The sequence below is a fragment of the Prosthecobacter algae genome, assembly GCF_039542385.1.
Lineage (GTDB): Bacteria > Verrucomicrobiota > Verrucomicrobiia > Verrucomicrobiales > Verrucomicrobiaceae > Prosthecobacter > Prosthecobacter algae.
In genome coordinates, this window is sequence record NZ_BAABIA010000002.1 from 12,950 (window position 1) to 28,306 (window position 15,357).

Sequence of the window (15,357 nt, forward strand, 5' to 3'; positions counted from 1 at the left end):
ATTCTTTATTTGCGTGGAGTTGGCGGCGGCGGAGTTGCTGCCTTCTGTTTCACTTCCTGTGCCACCTTAGCAGCTTGCTGAGTTGCCTTGCTAGCCTCGACGGCTTTTTGCTTCGTCGAATGGTCAGCAACTTTTGACAAGTTGCTTTGCTGCAACGCTTTTGGCTTTGCCTGAGTTTGCTGCACCGGCTTTGCCATGCCCTGGGTCGCCGTTTTTGTAGGCCCTGCCTTCTTTTGCTGGTTGTCGTTGGCGCTTTTGGCTGGAGCCACAGCCTTATCCCAGCCCGTCTTTTCCTTGAAGTGGGAAACAGCCGATTTGTAGGCGTTCACAAGCCGGTTCTGGCGGGGATTGGTCGCCTGCTTTGCCTCGCCCTTTTCAGCTTTAGGCTCTGGCTTCTTTTCGACCTCAGGAGATTTTTTATTGGTCTCCTTCCCTGCCTGCATTTTCTCTTTGGTCGAAGTTTTTTGCTCAGTCGGGCGGAGAAAACTCCGCCTCTTGTTGGCGAGGTTCACGCTCTTTTTCTCGGTCCCTTGCGGATGACCTTTGGAGCGGCTTCGACCATCTGCACTGACCAGCCCGCGCCGCATCTCGACATATTGCCGCCAGCTCATATCGGCATCTTTCTTCGACACATCTTGCTTACGTGCATCCAGAAGGTTTTTCACATGGTTGCGAGCCTCCCCCTCAGCCTTGCGACTCTGGACGACCTCGCGCCACTGCTTGTTTGGGAGGTCAGAATTCATAGAGGAAATATCGCGTTTGCTTATCCCTGCCAGCTCCAGCGCCGATTGGCGGGTCGCTGTATTGCCGACCGCCTCTTGCAGTCCAAGGCGGCTGTCTGTGTAGATCCTGATGCTCTCTTTGCCACGGCTGACGGAAACATAAAACTGCTCCCGTGAGCTGGCAACGAAGGAATCCTCGCTTTGTGCAACCAAAACGTCGCGAACGCTTTTGCTCTGTGAAGAGTGCGAAGTCTGGCAATAACCATAGGTGAAGTGTCCGTGGTTGCGGTCCAATTCAGCGCCGTTTGAAAGCACGATGTCGCCGTTCTTTTTGAACTTCTCGACCGTGAAAACATTGCCATTATTAAGCCTACGATCATTGGCGCTTTTTCCATTACGTGTGATTCGAATTTGCTCACCTTTGCCGACACGGATTTCGCGTTCCTCAAAGACCTGAAATCGCTCCGCGAATTTAATCGGCAGCGGCATCTCACGACCCGTTGAAGACCTTACCAAGGTAATACCGTTTTCAGAGCGTCCTGTAACAGAAAATATCTCCCCACGGCGGATGCCCTGCGCATTTTGATGGAACTGAAGGACCTGCCCCTCGCGGTAATTCTCCATCCGCTTCTTGTCTGCACTCTCCCACTGCAAGTTATGCAGCCGGATGAAACTGCGCTCCTCCCCCAGTTTCCCAGCGCTGCGCTTCGCATCTCGAATGGCATCTGTAACCTTGGCGCTTTCGGCATGAGTTGGAGACACCACCAGTGGCGGGGTGCCTTTGCGGCTCAATTCCATGAAGTCCGCCGCCAATGCCCGGTATCGTTCGCCATCATCCGCCACCTCGATGATGGCGCCAAGCTTATCCAGGCTCATGAAGGCATTTGGCAAATCGCCCCGGCTCAATGCCGCCACCGCCTTTTTATAGACCTCGCCTTCCTGGCGGCGAATTTCGGTTACTTCGGCAATTTTCAGTCCGGCATATTTTTGCAGGAGGCGAAAGGCATCCCCACGAGCGACAGGCGCATGCTGCCCACTATCGCCTGTCAGGATGATCCTGGTGGAGCTTCCGGCAACCTGCATCAGTTCCCACATTTCACGGGCACCCAGCAAACCCGCTTCATCAATCCAGATGACCTGTCCCCGCGTCTGGCGTTGCAGGTTTTTGTTCAATAGCAAATGCGCGACCGTGTTAGCCCCAGCGAAACCAGACTCTTGCAGCGTCTCGCGTGATGCAACTGCCGAGGGAGCAAAAGCAAAGACGCGGCGTCCACTCGCCTCTATTTGCTCAGCCGCTTCCTTCATGAGTGTGGTCTTGCCAACCCCAGCTCCACCCCTGATGGCAATGACCTGATCCGTTGAGCCCAAGATGTGGCGGACTGCCCCTTTTTGCTCAGCCGACAGCTTCTCATTCCCAAAATGGATTCCGCCTTTGTTGATGGCGGCACACATGCCCCGACCAGACCGGACAAAGTTGATCAAAGCCACCTCCTCAGCCAACACGTCTAAAGAGGTGCAGAGAACCGTGTCCTTCACCTTGCCCACGACCATTTCCCGGCGAGACAATTCCCGCCAAACTTGCTCCGGGGTAATTTGCCCCACCCCATAGCGGAGCGCCTCAGCAACCAGCCGCCTTTGCTCGACCACGGAATTTCTGGCAAACATCTTCTCGGTCGCGTAATCCACCGCCAAAGAAGCCGTGATTTTCTCCGCAGGGCGATTCCCGTCCCGGTCGAAACGCACCTTCGAGATGATGACCTTTTCTGATTCTGTCAGACGCACTCCCCAGGCGGCAAGCAGGTCGGTATAGGTCATACCATGCCGTTTGCCCTCACGGGTGGCAGCCCCTAACCCATCTTTCGATTTGGCATCTGTGATGCCTTTTTCTTCCGCAAAGCGCTCAATCTGAGCCGTCCGGCGTGAGAACTTATCAATGACAGATTGAGGGATGCCTTCGATTTCCCAGCCTGCCTTCGTCCGGCGGATGCCATAGCCGATGTCCGCCAGTTTCGCCGTCAGTCTGGCATGAAAGGCAGCCTCACTGTATGGAGCCTCCTTTTTGATGTCGCCGAATTGGGCGGCTTTCCAGCGCTGCTCAACCCCATCAAAAGTGGCATTGAAGGTGAAGCAGTGGACATGCAGATGAGGGTCGGGAATGCCCCCCACGGGACGGGCAGTGAAATGCACAAACTCAGCCCAGGCAAGATTCCCGGTGGTGCGGTTGACCGCCGCCCCGGAGCGCCTGACTCTTGCCCCTGCCCGCTCTTCCATCTCGGTCATGGTCTCTTGAACTGCCGACCTGAACAGCCTCAAGATGTCATCATCACCCGTGAGGGCATGCAGCACAGAGAGACTTTTTGGCGCATGAAAGTTGATGTCATAACCTACCCGCCGGTCCGCTTTAGTTCGCGGAGTCAGCCGCTCGCCAGTCGTCGGATGACGGTTTTCAACCAGGGCTGCAAAAGCCTCAGGAGTAACCCCGCCAGAAAGTCCAAGCCTCTCTGCCGCCTTGCCATACCACTTGCCCGCGACTTCCTGCCCCTCCGAATAATAGTCCTCTCGCTTCAGCCCTTCGGCATAATATTGGCGGGCAGCCGCCGCGCTCTGATGAGACACGACTCGTAACATTCCACCACCCTATCAGAAGAAAAAACTCGCTTCCACTCTTGCGAGTAAAATCGCATGCGGGGTTGAAAGATTGCTACGTTGAGAGGTCGCAAGTGATGTTGCAATGTAACAACATCACAACAGAGATTGCCCCGTTGCCAGCAGACAACCTCGCGATGTTGCGAGGTTGCAATATTGCAATTTTTTTCATTCAGACATCTCCCCTAAGCACAGCTTAGGATGTCAATTCAGCTCGCCCAGTGGCCCCAATCCAGCTAGATTCAATTCGACCCATTTTGCCGCATGGACCGACCTCCGCCCCCTTTAAATAGTCGAACTGGCCATGGGCATCCGACCCAGCAGGTCGTCAAAGACTGGCCGGATAATGACGAGGAGCTTCTCGATTTCAGCCCCGACGCCAAGAACCGGCAGAGGGAGAATTTGTGGCTGATGAAGGATGCCTTTGAAGGGGTGCAGATCTTCGGTGGGACAGGTTCCGGCAAATCCTCAGGCAGCGGGCAGGCCATCGCCCGCGCTTTCATGGAAGCCAATCTGGGAGGCTTGGTTCTGACGGCAAAAACCGATGAGGTGCTTACCTGGAAACAATACGCGAAGGAGGCAGGGAGAGAGACAGATTTGCTCATTGTGGAGCAGGGCGCACCGCTCAAATTCAACTTCCTCCGGTATGAGCTGAGGCGTCCAGGCATAGGGGCAGGGCATACGGAAAATCTTGTTAATCTGTTTTGCAGCGTCCTCGAGGCCTCAGACCGGAGGCATGGTCAGGGCGGGGGCAATGACAGCTATTGGCAGCGAACTTTGAAACAACTTTTGCGCAACGCCATTGATCTGGCCATCCTGGCGGCTGACGATGTGGACCTGCCATCGCTCTATAAAATCATCGCCACCGCACCGCGTTCGATTGCCGAGGCCGCAGACGAAAAATGGCAGGCTGATTCGGTCTGCTTCACGTTGATCGAGCACTCCAGAGACAAAGCCAAGGAAAAGGGGAGGATGCAGGATTACGAACTGACGCGGGATTATTGGCTCAAGGAGTTTCCAGGCCTGGCCATCGAAACCCGCTCTGTGATTGTCTCCACCTTCACCAGCATGGCCGATTGTTTCCTGCGCGGCATGCTTCGGGATCTGTTCTGCACGGATCTCAATTTCACCCCAGAGGACAGCTTTAACGGCAGGATCATCATTTTGAATCTGCCCGTGAAGGAATACAACGAGCTGGGCCAATTCGCCCAGGTGCTATTCAAATTCGTCTGGCAGAGGGCTGTCGAACGCCGAATCCCGCCAGGCGTTCCCCGCGCTCAGGCAGAGAAAACCATCCGGCCGGTTTTTCTTTGGGCGGACGAATCCCAGTTCTTCGTCAATTCTTATGACGCTTTGTTCCAAAGCACCGCCCGCAGCTCGCGGGCTTGCACCGTTTACTTGACGCAAAATCTGCCCAGCTACCTGGCCACCTTTTCCGGTGCCAATTCCAGGGCCGAGGCGGAGACGTTTCTGGGCAATCTCCAGACCAAGATTTTCCACGCCAATGGCGACCCGACCACCAATAATTGGGCGGCTGACTCCATCGGAAGAACACGGCAGGTTCAATTTTATGGTGGCATGTCCGAGGGGACCGGAGCCCGAGGCGGGGGAGGGATGAACCAGAGTGCAGGGGGCAGCCAGGTCTTTGAGTATCTGATTCAGCCCCAGGAGTTTACCATGCTGCGCACAGGCGGGGAGGAATGTGATTTGCAGGTCGATGCCATCATTTTCCAAGGAGGGCGGCGTTGGGTTACCGCCAGCAAAACCGCCAAGACAACGCAGAACTTTATCCGGCATGTCTTCCCCCAGCTTTATTCATGAAGGACAGGCAATCCCCACAAACGCCGCTGCAAATGCGGGTGCCATTTGTCAGCGCGGCACTGCACTGCATTTCGATGACGGTCATCGTGTTTCTGCGCAGTTCCTTCGGCTACTCCTACCTGCGGCCAAAAAGCGTCTTCTTTGCCTTCGCTTGGGCCTTCGTGCTGTTTTTCATTTATGCCTGGAAGGAAAAGGATGTTTGGCAGGAATATCGTCTGATGTGCCTCTATGGCGCGGCCAGCATCTTCCTTTATCTCACCCATATGCTCAGAGCATTCTTCGGTGAGCTGTTCCGCGGGGGAGCACATGATAATGACTCAGGCACACCGCATACGCTTCGGGTGCTGCGGATGCTCGGCAGACCTTGCACACCGAATTTCGAGATGAAATGGCATATCTGGGTCGAGCCGATTTTTGTTTTCCTGGCAGGCCTTTTTCTGGGCGTGGTCGTTAAAGAACGCCATCTCTCTTATTGGCTCGTCTTCACCGCTCCCTGTCTTTCTGTCAAAGAGTTGCTCAACTACTGGTTCCAGGTTCGCCAGAAAAAGAGGCATAAAGACTCCAGAGACGATGCTGAAGACATTTTCGAGGATGAACCCACCACCACCCCAGTGGATGCCCCCAAACCTATCGGGAAAGCTAAAATCCGCCGCGCCAGATCCAGCACCCGTTCAGCAGCTCACGAAATCACAGAAAGGCAGCATGCCCAGGTTTTGAGGCTGATGCCTCCTTATCGTTTGGATGAAGCGGAGCGGAATTACGATAAGTTGATCAAGCAAGCTCATCCTGATCCAAATGAGGATCTCGACTCAGATGAAGGACTTGTCGCACAGCTCAATGAAGCGATTTCATTTTTTCGCCGAACCCACGGTTGAGCTGGACCCTTTCTTCGATGACTTCACCTCAAAGCGGATGGCTTTCAGATCGTAACCCAAGCTCTCCCATGCCTGCATGAGCCTCGGCTTGTATTGGATTTCCACGGTATCGACAATGAACTGTGTCGATGCGCGATAGGTGAGGGTGCCATCCTCATAGCCGACCAGATTCAAGATCCTGATCCAGGCATTCACCGTCGCATCCCCAAGATGTTTGTTGAGGATTTCCAAAACGTTCTCCCACGCCTCTTCCAGAGGCGTTTTCTCAATCAATGCCATTTGCACCTCCCGGTCAGCAGCGGGCAATTTCTCCGCGAGAGGTCTTTTATCCGTCCTCTCCATCAAGAGCATATCTTTGCCTTGAACGGAGCTGACCTTTTCAAGGCGAACCCCAGGAAGCTCATTCTTTTTGATCAGCTTCCTCAGCGTGCTGGCATAATGTTTGTATTCCTGCTGGGAAGCCGATTTGAGATAAAGACTTTTGAACGTCTCTTTCCAAATGCCAGCACCTCCTCCGGTGGCTTTACGGGCATACAAATACAACCAGCGTTCCACTCCCCCAGGAATCTCAAAATATCGCTTATCCAGAGTCAGGACATGAAAGTTCTGGATGCTCTCAAATAACCATTCAGCGAGTACCACCTCAATGCCGCGCACTTCGCCTTGCTCCTCTGTGATCTCCCATTCTGTGATCCACGAAAACTGTTTAATTCGGTTTCGTGTCCGTTTGCCAATTTCGGCGCGAACCGTGGTCTGAATATTGGTCGTTTTCAAACGGTTAAGCGCGTCCTTGAGTCGGTCATAGGCTGTCCCGTGGGGAGCTATTTTCAACCAGGCAAAGAACTGATACGGCGTGAAGTGAATCCTTCGGGATGTTGCCAGGCCCAGGCGTTGAGCATCTACCCATTGGGAAATGGCAAATAGCAGCAAGTCTTGGTCATGGATCGTGGCGATACCTCCATGCTCTCTGCTTCCTGTAATCCGAACTGACTCAGTCATTCCAGTTTTCTGATCCACATATTTGTGATCAATAGGCTCCGTCCTGCCCGGAACTAAACTAAACCAATTGCGCGACATCAAGTCTATCTGGTCTTTTGCAGCGACATCGGCAGCGGAAACTGTAAACCGTGTAAGGTCTTGATGTTCCTTGATTCCACCCTCGATTTTCCTGCCCATTACATGGGCATAGCATACTTCATTTAGAAAAACAATATCGTGGGGCTAACGACCTTTTTGGTGTTTTGGGTGTGGCATTTTTGTTATCGGGGTGCCAGCGACCCTTGATATCGGGGGACTAACGACTCCGTGAAGATTTCACAACAAACATATCGGGGTGGCAGCGACTTTTCAGGTATTCTGGATGTATCCTTTTTGCCGTTAGGTGCCAAAAACCTATCATTTTGGGCTTAAAACGCCTGTGTTCGTGGGATATCATCACCCTGTCGGGGTGCCAGCGACTTTTCGCCCATTCAGGATATATCCTCCTGCTATCGGGGGACCAGCGACCTTTGATATCGGGGGGCTGACGACCGTATCGGGGGACCAGCAACCAGAGGTCGGGGTGGTAACGACCTTACCATCGGGGGACCAACGACCCTTTATCGGGGTGCCAGCGACTCAAATCACCCTCAAACATTGAGCCACTGGGCTTTAGCGTAACCTGAAACCTATTTAAACTAATTCTTAAACACTTAAACGCCGCTGGCAGGCGGCAAGCCATAAGATAGGCTCGCCTGCCAACGCCAAGAGGAGGGCAACTCAACCTCCAGTAATCAAATTACAACCTTTGCGAGAAAACTCGCAAGCTCGCAAACGTGATTGCGGTGTTGCAACATTGCAACCGACCCCAAAATACGAAGCTTCAGGAGGATGCAAAAGCTCAGGAAGCTTCCGAGGCCAATCACATTCATTTATGATGACCGTATGATTTACGGTCTAACAAATTCTAAAGGCGGCGTTGGCAAAACGACGATTGCCGTCCACTTAGCAGCTTGGCTGGTCAAAAAGAAACGGACAGTCATTTTCATTGATGCTGATCCTCAATCTTCCGCCTCGCAGTGGATCAATGAACTCGATCTGGATATTCAGCTCGAAAAACTGTCCGAACCGGAGGAGATAATTCGTCGAGTCGCAGAACTGGCGACTGACGCTAATGACATCGTCATCGATGGTCCCGCTGGGCTTTCCACAACCACACGGGCGATCATGTTGCGGTCAGACCGTGTATTTCTTCCCTGTGGGCCATCCATTCTCGATCTCCGCGCAGCTTCCAAAGCCGTGGTTTTGCTGCGTGAAGCCCAAAAATCTCGGAAGGGTCCTCCTATTGGAACTATCATTCCGAACAAACTGCAAAAACGTGGTCGCCTCAGCCGTGAAATGCTCGGCGCTGCACAAAAGCTCGGTGTTCCTTTGTTGGCCGGACTCTCGCAGCGCCAGAGCTTTGTCGATGCAGCAGGGCAGGCGAAAGTGGTCTGGCAAATGGGAGCCTCAGCGCTCGTGGCTTCTCACGAAATGCAGCAACTCATGAAGGAGATGACCCGTGGTTAAACGCAGAACACTTGATGATGGATTAACTCCAGAGGAAATGGCCTTTCTCAATGATGCACCAGAGGCTTCTAAAATAATCCCTGAAAAGGACAGCAACCAGGACAGATCAAATACTGCCTCACGACCAAAGAAGGAAATGATTACCGCTCCTGAACCAGAGGTTATTGCATCGACACATGTTCACATCGGAATGGTGGGTTTGAATACCCGCGTCGAGCCGCACATCAGTGCGGCACTTTTGAGGGCTTCAACCGACCGGAAGATCGAGCGCAGATCACGGGCAGCGGTTCAGGACATTGTGAACGAGGCATTAACAGAATGGTTGAAAAAAGCGGGTTACATTAATAATTAGATGTGTTAACTGGATTTATTGCTTCTGCGATGCGCCCACAATCTCAGATGACATAGGCGCTTGGGGGGCGGAACACGATGAAGCGGCAGCGCGGAGGGTGATGTAGGAGTTGTATCCGCGTGTCGCTGGCACAATCGGCCGTGGTGTGATAAACGGCAAAAAACTTTGTCCACCTTTCGCGGGTTCATGGAACATCCCTTTGAATGTCCCGTGAATCCGAAATCATCCAGCGTGCGGCTGCCGAGTTTATCCATGACCGGCACCGCGGACGCGATGCATGGCGAGGGTTATGTCACCGGCGTGCAGACGCAGAATCGCGGTCCGCTCGATCAAATCTCGCCGCATCGCTCCATCTATCTGCCCGTGATGCGCAATCTGCCGCTGGAGTCGCTCTACCTGCTAAACAGCCCCTGCGTGATGAAAGCCGCCGAGTTCGTCGCGCAGCGCCTCCTCACCGACCGCCCGAAGAGCGAGCCGCATCGCGTGAAGCTCGCCTACGAACGCATCTTCAACCGCCCGCCCACCGAGGCCGAGATCTAGGCCGCACTCAAGTTTGTGAAAACGTAACCCGATGCCGCACAAGGCTGGGCCGCCCTCTGCCAGAGCCTCTGGGCGAGCCATGAGTTCCTCGCACGCAGCTAAACCGAAGCTTTGCACCCATCGCCCGTCCCGATCCCCGCCCCCGCGCCCACGCGCCGCCCCTCCAGCGCGATACACCCACGCTCCGGCGAGACGCAACAACCTCCCAGAGCGACTCACCCGCCCTCCAACTCGTCATCCCCACCATCCAGATCGTTGTGGCGACCCTCCAACTTGTTGCGCCAACCCGCGATTTCGACCCGAAAACCCAAACTTTCGTCCCGCCAGCCATCGAAACCGTTCCGACGACCATCCAAATCGTTATTTTCACCTCACTGATCGTTGTTAAAACCCTAACTTTCGGTGTGGAAGGCCAAATTTGGCTCCAAACCTCACTATTTTAGTTGATGAACGGCCTCCGTGAGCAATTTCAGAGGATCAACGACCTCTTCCGAGGCATTAAGACTGACCAAACGAACATTTATGCCCGATCGCCGTGACGCCAGCAGGAGCAGAGAGAGCTTGCACCTCGAATTCTACTGGCGCAGCATCGTTGACTGATGAAACGCACTACCTACATACCTGCGGAACGCATTTTTGTCTCGTCCACCGTTTACGATCAGAGAGACTTTCGGAATAGCCTAATGCGGGAACTGGAACGCCAGGAATACAAGCCATACACATTCGATACGGAAGGTGTCCTTCCAGACCCCGAAGCCCAATCTCATGATCAGTGCCTAGACTTGGTAGAAAATGCTGACTGCGTTATCGCAATAGTTGGTGAGCGGCCGGGAAATCCCTATCTCGGAACAAAGAAGAAGGATTTGTTTGCCTCGTTAGGAACTCCACAAACTCTCACCGTAACGCAGGCGGAGGTTGTTTATGCACTAGAGTTGAAGAAACCAACGATCATCCTAGTGAGGAAAGGCGTGTGGGATCTTCGGAACAAGAAGGCATTGAAAGAGCCTGTTGCGGATTTCCTAACCTACATAACCAGACGCGAACAAGGCAACTGGTTGGAGATAGATGTGGATGACATAGAAATGGCCATCGGCTTGGTTGGTAAGCGGTTAATCCCCTCAAGTAGGCTGAGAATGCTAGGCCAAGCAATGGCTGGCATGGGGTGGAACGGCGAAGAATTTTTCCCGCGAAAAGAAGTGACTATCACCAACGGCAAGAATGACGGGTTCACTTCATTGTTGTCTCTCAGAGTAGAAAATCGTCATTTAGCAGGTAAAAGAGGCAGGCTTAGATGGCTGATTTCCCTCCTTGCGGACACAGCAATGACTCAAGAGGAAATTGAGTTTCTCTACTGCTTCATTCTTGACTATTTGAGTGCAGAAAATCCTTCAAGCCATGCCGACATTGCCCGAAATAATCGCGCTATTGCGTTGTTGGGCAGATTGTCCTTTGGAGAGGATTATGTATTTGGGGAGTTCAAGTATTCTTGGGACGGAAAGAAGCCTTCAACACTGACATGGCCGGATGATGCCCAGAAATGGTCGCCTCACGGTAGGGTCGAGTTTATCCTGTATGCGTTGCAGATGGAAGACGGCTTCCCTTTGAATTTGAGGCACATGATTGAATTCAACGGTGCGATCAATACTGACAAGGGAGCCGGGTTTGTCGCGCACTACAGTCGAAAACCAGTGACAGTGGGTTGCCGCAACGCCTGCCGGGTGAGACTTCGAAAGGCAAATGGGGTTCGCGGCATACCCATGGAGCTGGAGATGAAGTCTATGATCTATGTTGCTTCATCAAACGGTAGGTTTTGCTTGGTTGCCGCGCATGGCGAGGGGGACAAATATGTCGATGAGGAAAAAGTGCTGGCGACACTGAGTCAGAAATGGGCCTCAAAACACGGTCTTGAGCCAGTTGATCCAGTCTGTCTCGACGACTATTTGCGGGCAACCATGTCACCGATGCCCAAAGATGTTATCTACAAAGGGCGGAAATTGAGTTTGGATGGCGCTCAGCAAATGATCGGATTGTATGCTTCTGCAATTAACCCAGTGTCAATCTTGAAGAGCGTTGACTTCAAATTCGGGTATCTCGAACAGCTCACCAACTGTGCCTCATTTGACGTCATGATGTTCTGGGACAATGGAGTCCTAGATCTCGATGAATGCTACAACAATGCGGGTAGCCCAACATGGGGAGTTCGCTTTTCTCCAAAGCAGATGTTTGAACATGTGCGATTAAATGCCGATGCGATGATTCGAAGGCACTCGACGAATGGGTTTGAAGCGAGGTTTGACATCACATCAGGGGATTTTTTCAATTCGACACCAAGCGACTGATGACCAAATTGTTTTTCACAAATCGGTCATATTTGAGTGGTCGTATTCTGCTGGCCATAGTGATCGGATCGTTAGCTGGGATTATATTTCAGGAACAAGCTGGTGAATGGGGAAAGCCAACGAAGCTTGTCATTATTGCCATCAAGGCCCTGGCGCTGCCCCTGATTCTCTTTGCCATCACGCATGTGCTGATGACAGCGCAAGTGCAGGGGGCCAAGGTGGGTAAACTGGCGCGGCTGCTGCTGACCAATACGGCGATGGCCATCGGAATTGGCCTGTTGCTGGCGAACGTGATCCAGCCGGGTGTCCACTCCCCCAAACCAGCAGTGGAGGCTGGGGACAGTGTGGCGAGTGGAAGCCTGCTCGGGATGCTCGAAGACTCCATTCCGAAGAGCTTCCTGGGGCCGCTGGGAGACCAGGGCAAGCCGCTGTCGGTGATCGTGATCGCCATCGTGCTGGGGCTGGCACTGAGAACACAGAGGCAGAACCCCGCCTTTGCCACGGTGGAGGGTTTGGTGAAGCTGGCCTTGGCAACTTTGACGGTAATCCTGAAATGGGTGGTCGAGCTGCTGCCGCTGGCGGTGCTGGGCATCATCGCCTCCAAAGTAGGCACCGGCTCGACGAAGCAGTTTGCGGCTCTGGGTTGGTTCGTGGTGACGGTCTGCGCCGGGCTGCTGCTGCAGTCTGCCTATTACCTGCTGCGCGTCTGGCGTGGGTCCTGGGTGACGCCGCTGCAAATGCTGCAAGGCTGCCGAGATGCGCTGCTGACGGCCTTCTCCACCGCCAGCTCCACCTGCACCATGCCCATCACCTACACCAGCCTGCGGGAGAAGGTGGGGCTGCGTGAGGACTCGGCCAATCTGGGGGCCATGGTGGGCACCAACTTTAACAACGATGGCACGGCCCTCTATGAGGCGGTGGCCGCCTTGTTCGTGGCGCAGATGGTGGGAATCTCGCTCGGCCTGCCGGCGCAGTTGGTGATCGTGCTCACCTCCATGCTGGCGGCGATGGGCGCTGCGGGCATCCCCGAAGGCGGTGCGGCCACCCTAGCGCTAGTGCTCTCCAGCGTGAACCTGCCAGTCGAATATGTGGCACTGCTGCTGACGGTGGATTGGTTTGTGGACCGCTGCCGCACAATGGTGAACGTGATGGGCGACTGTGCGGTGAGTTGCATTCTTGACGGTAAGACGCGAGGTTCAGAGTATCCTGCGGCTCCGATATGAACCAAGAAATGCCAGACATCTCTGCAACACCTACGGTGTTCGGGCAATTTTTGACGGAAATCGAAAGGCTAAACAACACCGACTTTCAAAAGCTGCATGAATGGATTTGCAGGCGCTATGATCAAAAGGTGACGCAAACCGTTGTTGAGGTTATTGAAAGCGATCAAATTGACGATACGCGCGTTGTTGTTTCGATTGACGGCTTTGGGATCATTCGGTGCCGACTCCAATGTCTGAGCGAGAGGGATAACGAAGGTCCGGGGATCTATTATGATTGGAAAGACACCGGAATTGGTGAGGGCTCTTTTTTTGCAGATCTAGACGTAGCGATTAAAGAGGCGCGTAGGATGTTGTTGCGTAGTAGTTTATGAATCGCAGATAAACCCAGACCCAATATGATGAGTCATCGTTTCACCAAAGTTCTCGCCATCGCCTCCATTGTCGGTTCGGCAGTCTGCATCCTCTCGCATCAAACTGGGCATCTATCCGAACAGGCTATGTGGCTCGCGCTCTTCATCATGGGCCTATGCGTCGGGCTATGGCGTGTCACGCAACGGTAGACAACTCCTTGACCATTTTTCGGTGAGGGATGCCGACCTCTGTAAACTCCTCTCCCACGGGCAGATAGCCAAGACGCGAGTAGAAGCCTAAGACGCTGCTGCGTGCATGCAGCGTGAACTGACGGACGCCCTCCCGTTGCAAAACCTCCTCCACGGATTGAACAATCTGTCGGCCCAGGCCCTGGCCTTACAGGGCGGGTAGAACAGCCATTTGTCTGAGCTTTGCTTCGGTGGAGGATAGTCTAATGGCTTGCAAGCACGCGACGAGATGCTGCTCGCGATCAAACAGACCAAAGTGAAGGTTTGAGCTCTCGCCCGCGAGGTTTTCGTCATAGAGGCTCATCCCCAGCGGAACACGCAGAACCGCATGACGCAGAGCGCACTCGGCATTGTATTAGGGTGAGCAGCGTCGCGGTGATGCAACACCAGGAGGGAAAAAACTTTGTCCACGTTTGGCCGGTTGAAGGAACAATCCTTTGACCGCTAATGACTCCACCACCGCACTCCCCGCCTTCTCCCGTCGCGAATGGCTGCAACGCACCAGCGCGGGCTTTGGTTATCTCGCCTTGAGTGCGCTCGCAGCGCAGCGTGCTCTCGCTGAAGTTGCGCCACCGCTCGCACCTAAGCAACCGCATTTTCCCGCCAAGGCCAAACGCATGCTCTTCCTCTGCATGGACGGCGGGCCATCGCATGTGGACAGCTTTGATTACCCTAAAAACGGAAATGGAAAATGAGCATTAAGCACATCGCCTTGGTGTTCAATGAATTCCCATCGCTCCGCGATGAACTTATTGAGTGATAACTCACTTATCTCCAAGTGTTTGAGAATGAGGGTAATGCGATCAAATTTGCGCACTCCATTCCGGTTTTTAGGATTACAAGCCCGAGCTGGCGAAATACGCGGGCAAGGCCATCGGCAAAGGCAAGGTGCCCACCGGCAATCTCATGGCCCCGGTGTGGGAGTTCAAGCAGCGCGGCCAGAGCGGCCTGTGGATCAGCGAGCTGTTCCCGCAGAGCGCCGCGCACGCGGACAAGCGCTGCCTCATTCGCAGCATGAAGACGGATGTGCCGAATCATCCGCCCGCCTTCCTGCAAATGCACTGTGGCATTCCCACCGCGCCGCGTCCCAGCATGGGTGCCTGGATCACTTACGGACTCGGCAGCATGAATGAAAACCTGCCTGGCTTTGTCACCCTGAGCCCCAATCCCGGCAACGGCGGCTCCGCGAACTACGGCAGCTCGTTTTGCCCGCCATTTATCAAGGCACGCGCATCGGCAACGGACGCCAGCCCATCGCCCAGGCCAAGATCAGCAATCTGTATGATTTGGAGACCCGGCTGCCGCAAAGTCTGAATAAACGACTTTGTATCAGCGCCAGGAAACGACCATGAAAATTCACGGTCGTTTTCTACGGTCTGCTGAAAAACTGGCGCAAATCAGTGCAAAGCTGCGCAAAAACAGGCACTCAAAATTGGCCCTGAAAACATTTTTTCATCAGTGTTCCACATGCTTTTTCAAAGCTATGCAAAACTGCGTAAATCGTTGATTTTCAATTAGAAATCCGGTGCTCTAATCCACTGAGCTACGGGCGCTTTTGAGGGGATTGAAGGGAGGGATTAAGCGCAGATGCGGGCTTTCGCAACCGGCTTTGGATAGCCGCTCAGCGGTAAAATTAAAATTCCCCTCCTGAAAAGTTTCAGAAGGGGAATTTTAGTAACCTTTAAATTAGATC

The 15,357-nt window shown here is 53.7% G+C and carries 13 protein-coding genes; 10 read left to right on the top strand and 3 right to left on the bottom strand.

Features of this window, described 5'->3' with window-relative positions:
• Positions 1 to 5: 5 nt before the first annotated feature.
• On the bottom strand, positions 6 to 3,350 hold the full coding sequence (gene mobF / locus ABEB25_RS03595; protein ID WP_345735014.1) for a MobF family relaxase: 3,345 nt from the start codon (positions 3,348 to 3,350) through the stop codon (positions 6 to 8).
• Positions 3,351 to 3,632: 282 nt separating this feature from the next.
• On the opposite strand from mobF, the gene ABEB25_RS03600 reads away from it, so the two are divergent.
• Positions 3,633 to 5,189 (top strand): type IV secretory system conjugative DNA transfer family protein, encoded by a 1,557-nt coding sequence (locus tag ABEB25_RS03600; RefSeq protein WP_345735015.1) that lies wholly within the window; start codon positions 3,633 to 3,635, stop codon positions 5,187 to 5,189.
• On the top strand, positions 5,186 to 6,064 hold the full coding sequence (locus ABEB25_RS03605; protein WP_345735016.1) for a hypothetical protein: 879 nt from the start codon (positions 5,186 to 5,188) through the stop codon (positions 6,062 to 6,064). The genes ABEB25_RS03600 and ABEB25_RS03605 overlap by 4 nt, the downstream gene beginning before the upstream one ends.
• On the opposite strand, the gene ABEB25_RS03610 is transcribed toward ABEB25_RS03605, so the two are convergent.
• Complete coding sequence (locus ABEB25_RS03610) at positions 6,038 to 7,240, bottom strand: replication initiator protein A (protein WP_345735017.1); 1,203 nt, start codon at positions 7,238 to 7,240, stop codon at positions 6,038 to 6,040. The genes ABEB25_RS03605 and ABEB25_RS03610 overlap by 27 nt on opposite strands.
• 747 nt (positions 7,241 to 7,987) lie before the next feature.
• Between ABEB25_RS03610 and ABEB25_RS03615 the strand changes: the two genes are divergently transcribed.
• The 6 genes from ABEB25_RS03615 to ABEB25_RS03640 all read left to right on the top strand — a co-directional run bounded on the left by ABEB25_RS03615 (position 7,988) and on the right by ABEB25_RS03640 (position 13,436).
• Positions 7,988 to 8,611 (top strand): nucleotide-binding protein, encoded by a 624-nt coding sequence (locus tag ABEB25_RS03615; protein ID WP_345735018.1) that lies wholly within the window; start codon positions 7,988 to 7,990, stop codon positions 8,609 to 8,611.
• Positions 8,604 to 8,963 (top strand): hypothetical protein, encoded by a 360-nt coding sequence (locus ABEB25_RS03620; RefSeq protein ID WP_345735019.1) that lies wholly within the window; start codon positions 8,604 to 8,606, stop codon positions 8,961 to 8,963. The genes ABEB25_RS03615 and ABEB25_RS03620 overlap by 8 nt, the downstream gene beginning before the upstream one ends.
• 186 nt (positions 8,964 to 9,149) lie before the next feature.
• Positions 9,150 to 9,503: a DUF1553 domain-containing protein gene (locus ABEB25_RS03625; protein ID WP_345735020.1), complete on the top strand. Its 354-nt coding sequence runs from the start codon at positions 9,150 to 9,152 to the stop codon at positions 9,501 to 9,503.
• Positions 9,504 to 10,102: 599 nt separating this feature from the next.
• A complete protein-coding gene (locus ABEB25_RS03630; RefSeq protein ID WP_345735021.1) occupies positions 10,103 to 11,842 on the top strand; it encodes a DUF4062 domain-containing protein in 1,740 nt (579 codons plus the stop codon).
• Positions 11,843 to 11,874: 32 nt separating this feature from the next.
• The gene (locus tag ABEB25_RS03635) at positions 11,875 to 13,065 is read left to right on the top strand and encodes a dicarboxylate/amino acid:cation symporter (protein WP_345735022.1); all 1,191 of its coding nucleotides are present in this window, start codon (positions 11,875 to 11,877) and stop codon (positions 13,063 to 13,065) included.
• Positions 13,062 to 13,436 (top strand): hypothetical protein, encoded by a 375-nt coding sequence (locus ABEB25_RS03640; protein WP_345735023.1) that lies wholly within the window; start codon positions 13,062 to 13,064, stop codon positions 13,434 to 13,436. The genes ABEB25_RS03635 and ABEB25_RS03640 overlap by 4 nt, the downstream gene beginning before the upstream one ends.
• Before the next feature lie 175 nt (positions 13,437 to 13,611).
• Here the strand turns inward: ABEB25_RS03640 and ABEB25_RS03645 are convergent, their stop codons facing one another.
• Positions 13,612 to 13,803 (bottom strand): GNAT family N-acetyltransferase, encoded by a 192-nt coding sequence (locus ABEB25_RS03645; protein WP_345735621.1) that lies wholly within the window; start codon positions 13,801 to 13,803, stop codon positions 13,612 to 13,614.
• A gap of 298 nt (positions 13,804 to 14,101) precedes the next feature.
• Here ABEB25_RS03645 and ABEB25_RS03650 point away from each other — a divergent pair, with 298 nt between their 5' ends.
• Both ABEB25_RS03650 and ABEB25_RS03655 read left to right on the top strand, forming a co-directional pair.
• Entirely contained in the window at positions 14,102 to 14,359 is a 258-nt protein-coding gene (locus ABEB25_RS03650; protein WP_425571961.1) for a hypothetical protein, read from the top strand.
• A 193-nt stretch (positions 14,360 to 14,552) separates the two neighbouring features.
• Complete coding sequence (locus ABEB25_RS03655) at positions 14,553 to 14,978, top strand: DUF1501 domain-containing protein (protein WP_345735024.1); 426 nt, start codon at positions 14,553 to 14,555, stop codon at positions 14,976 to 14,978.
• Positions 14,979 to 15,357 lie beyond the last annotated feature (379 nt).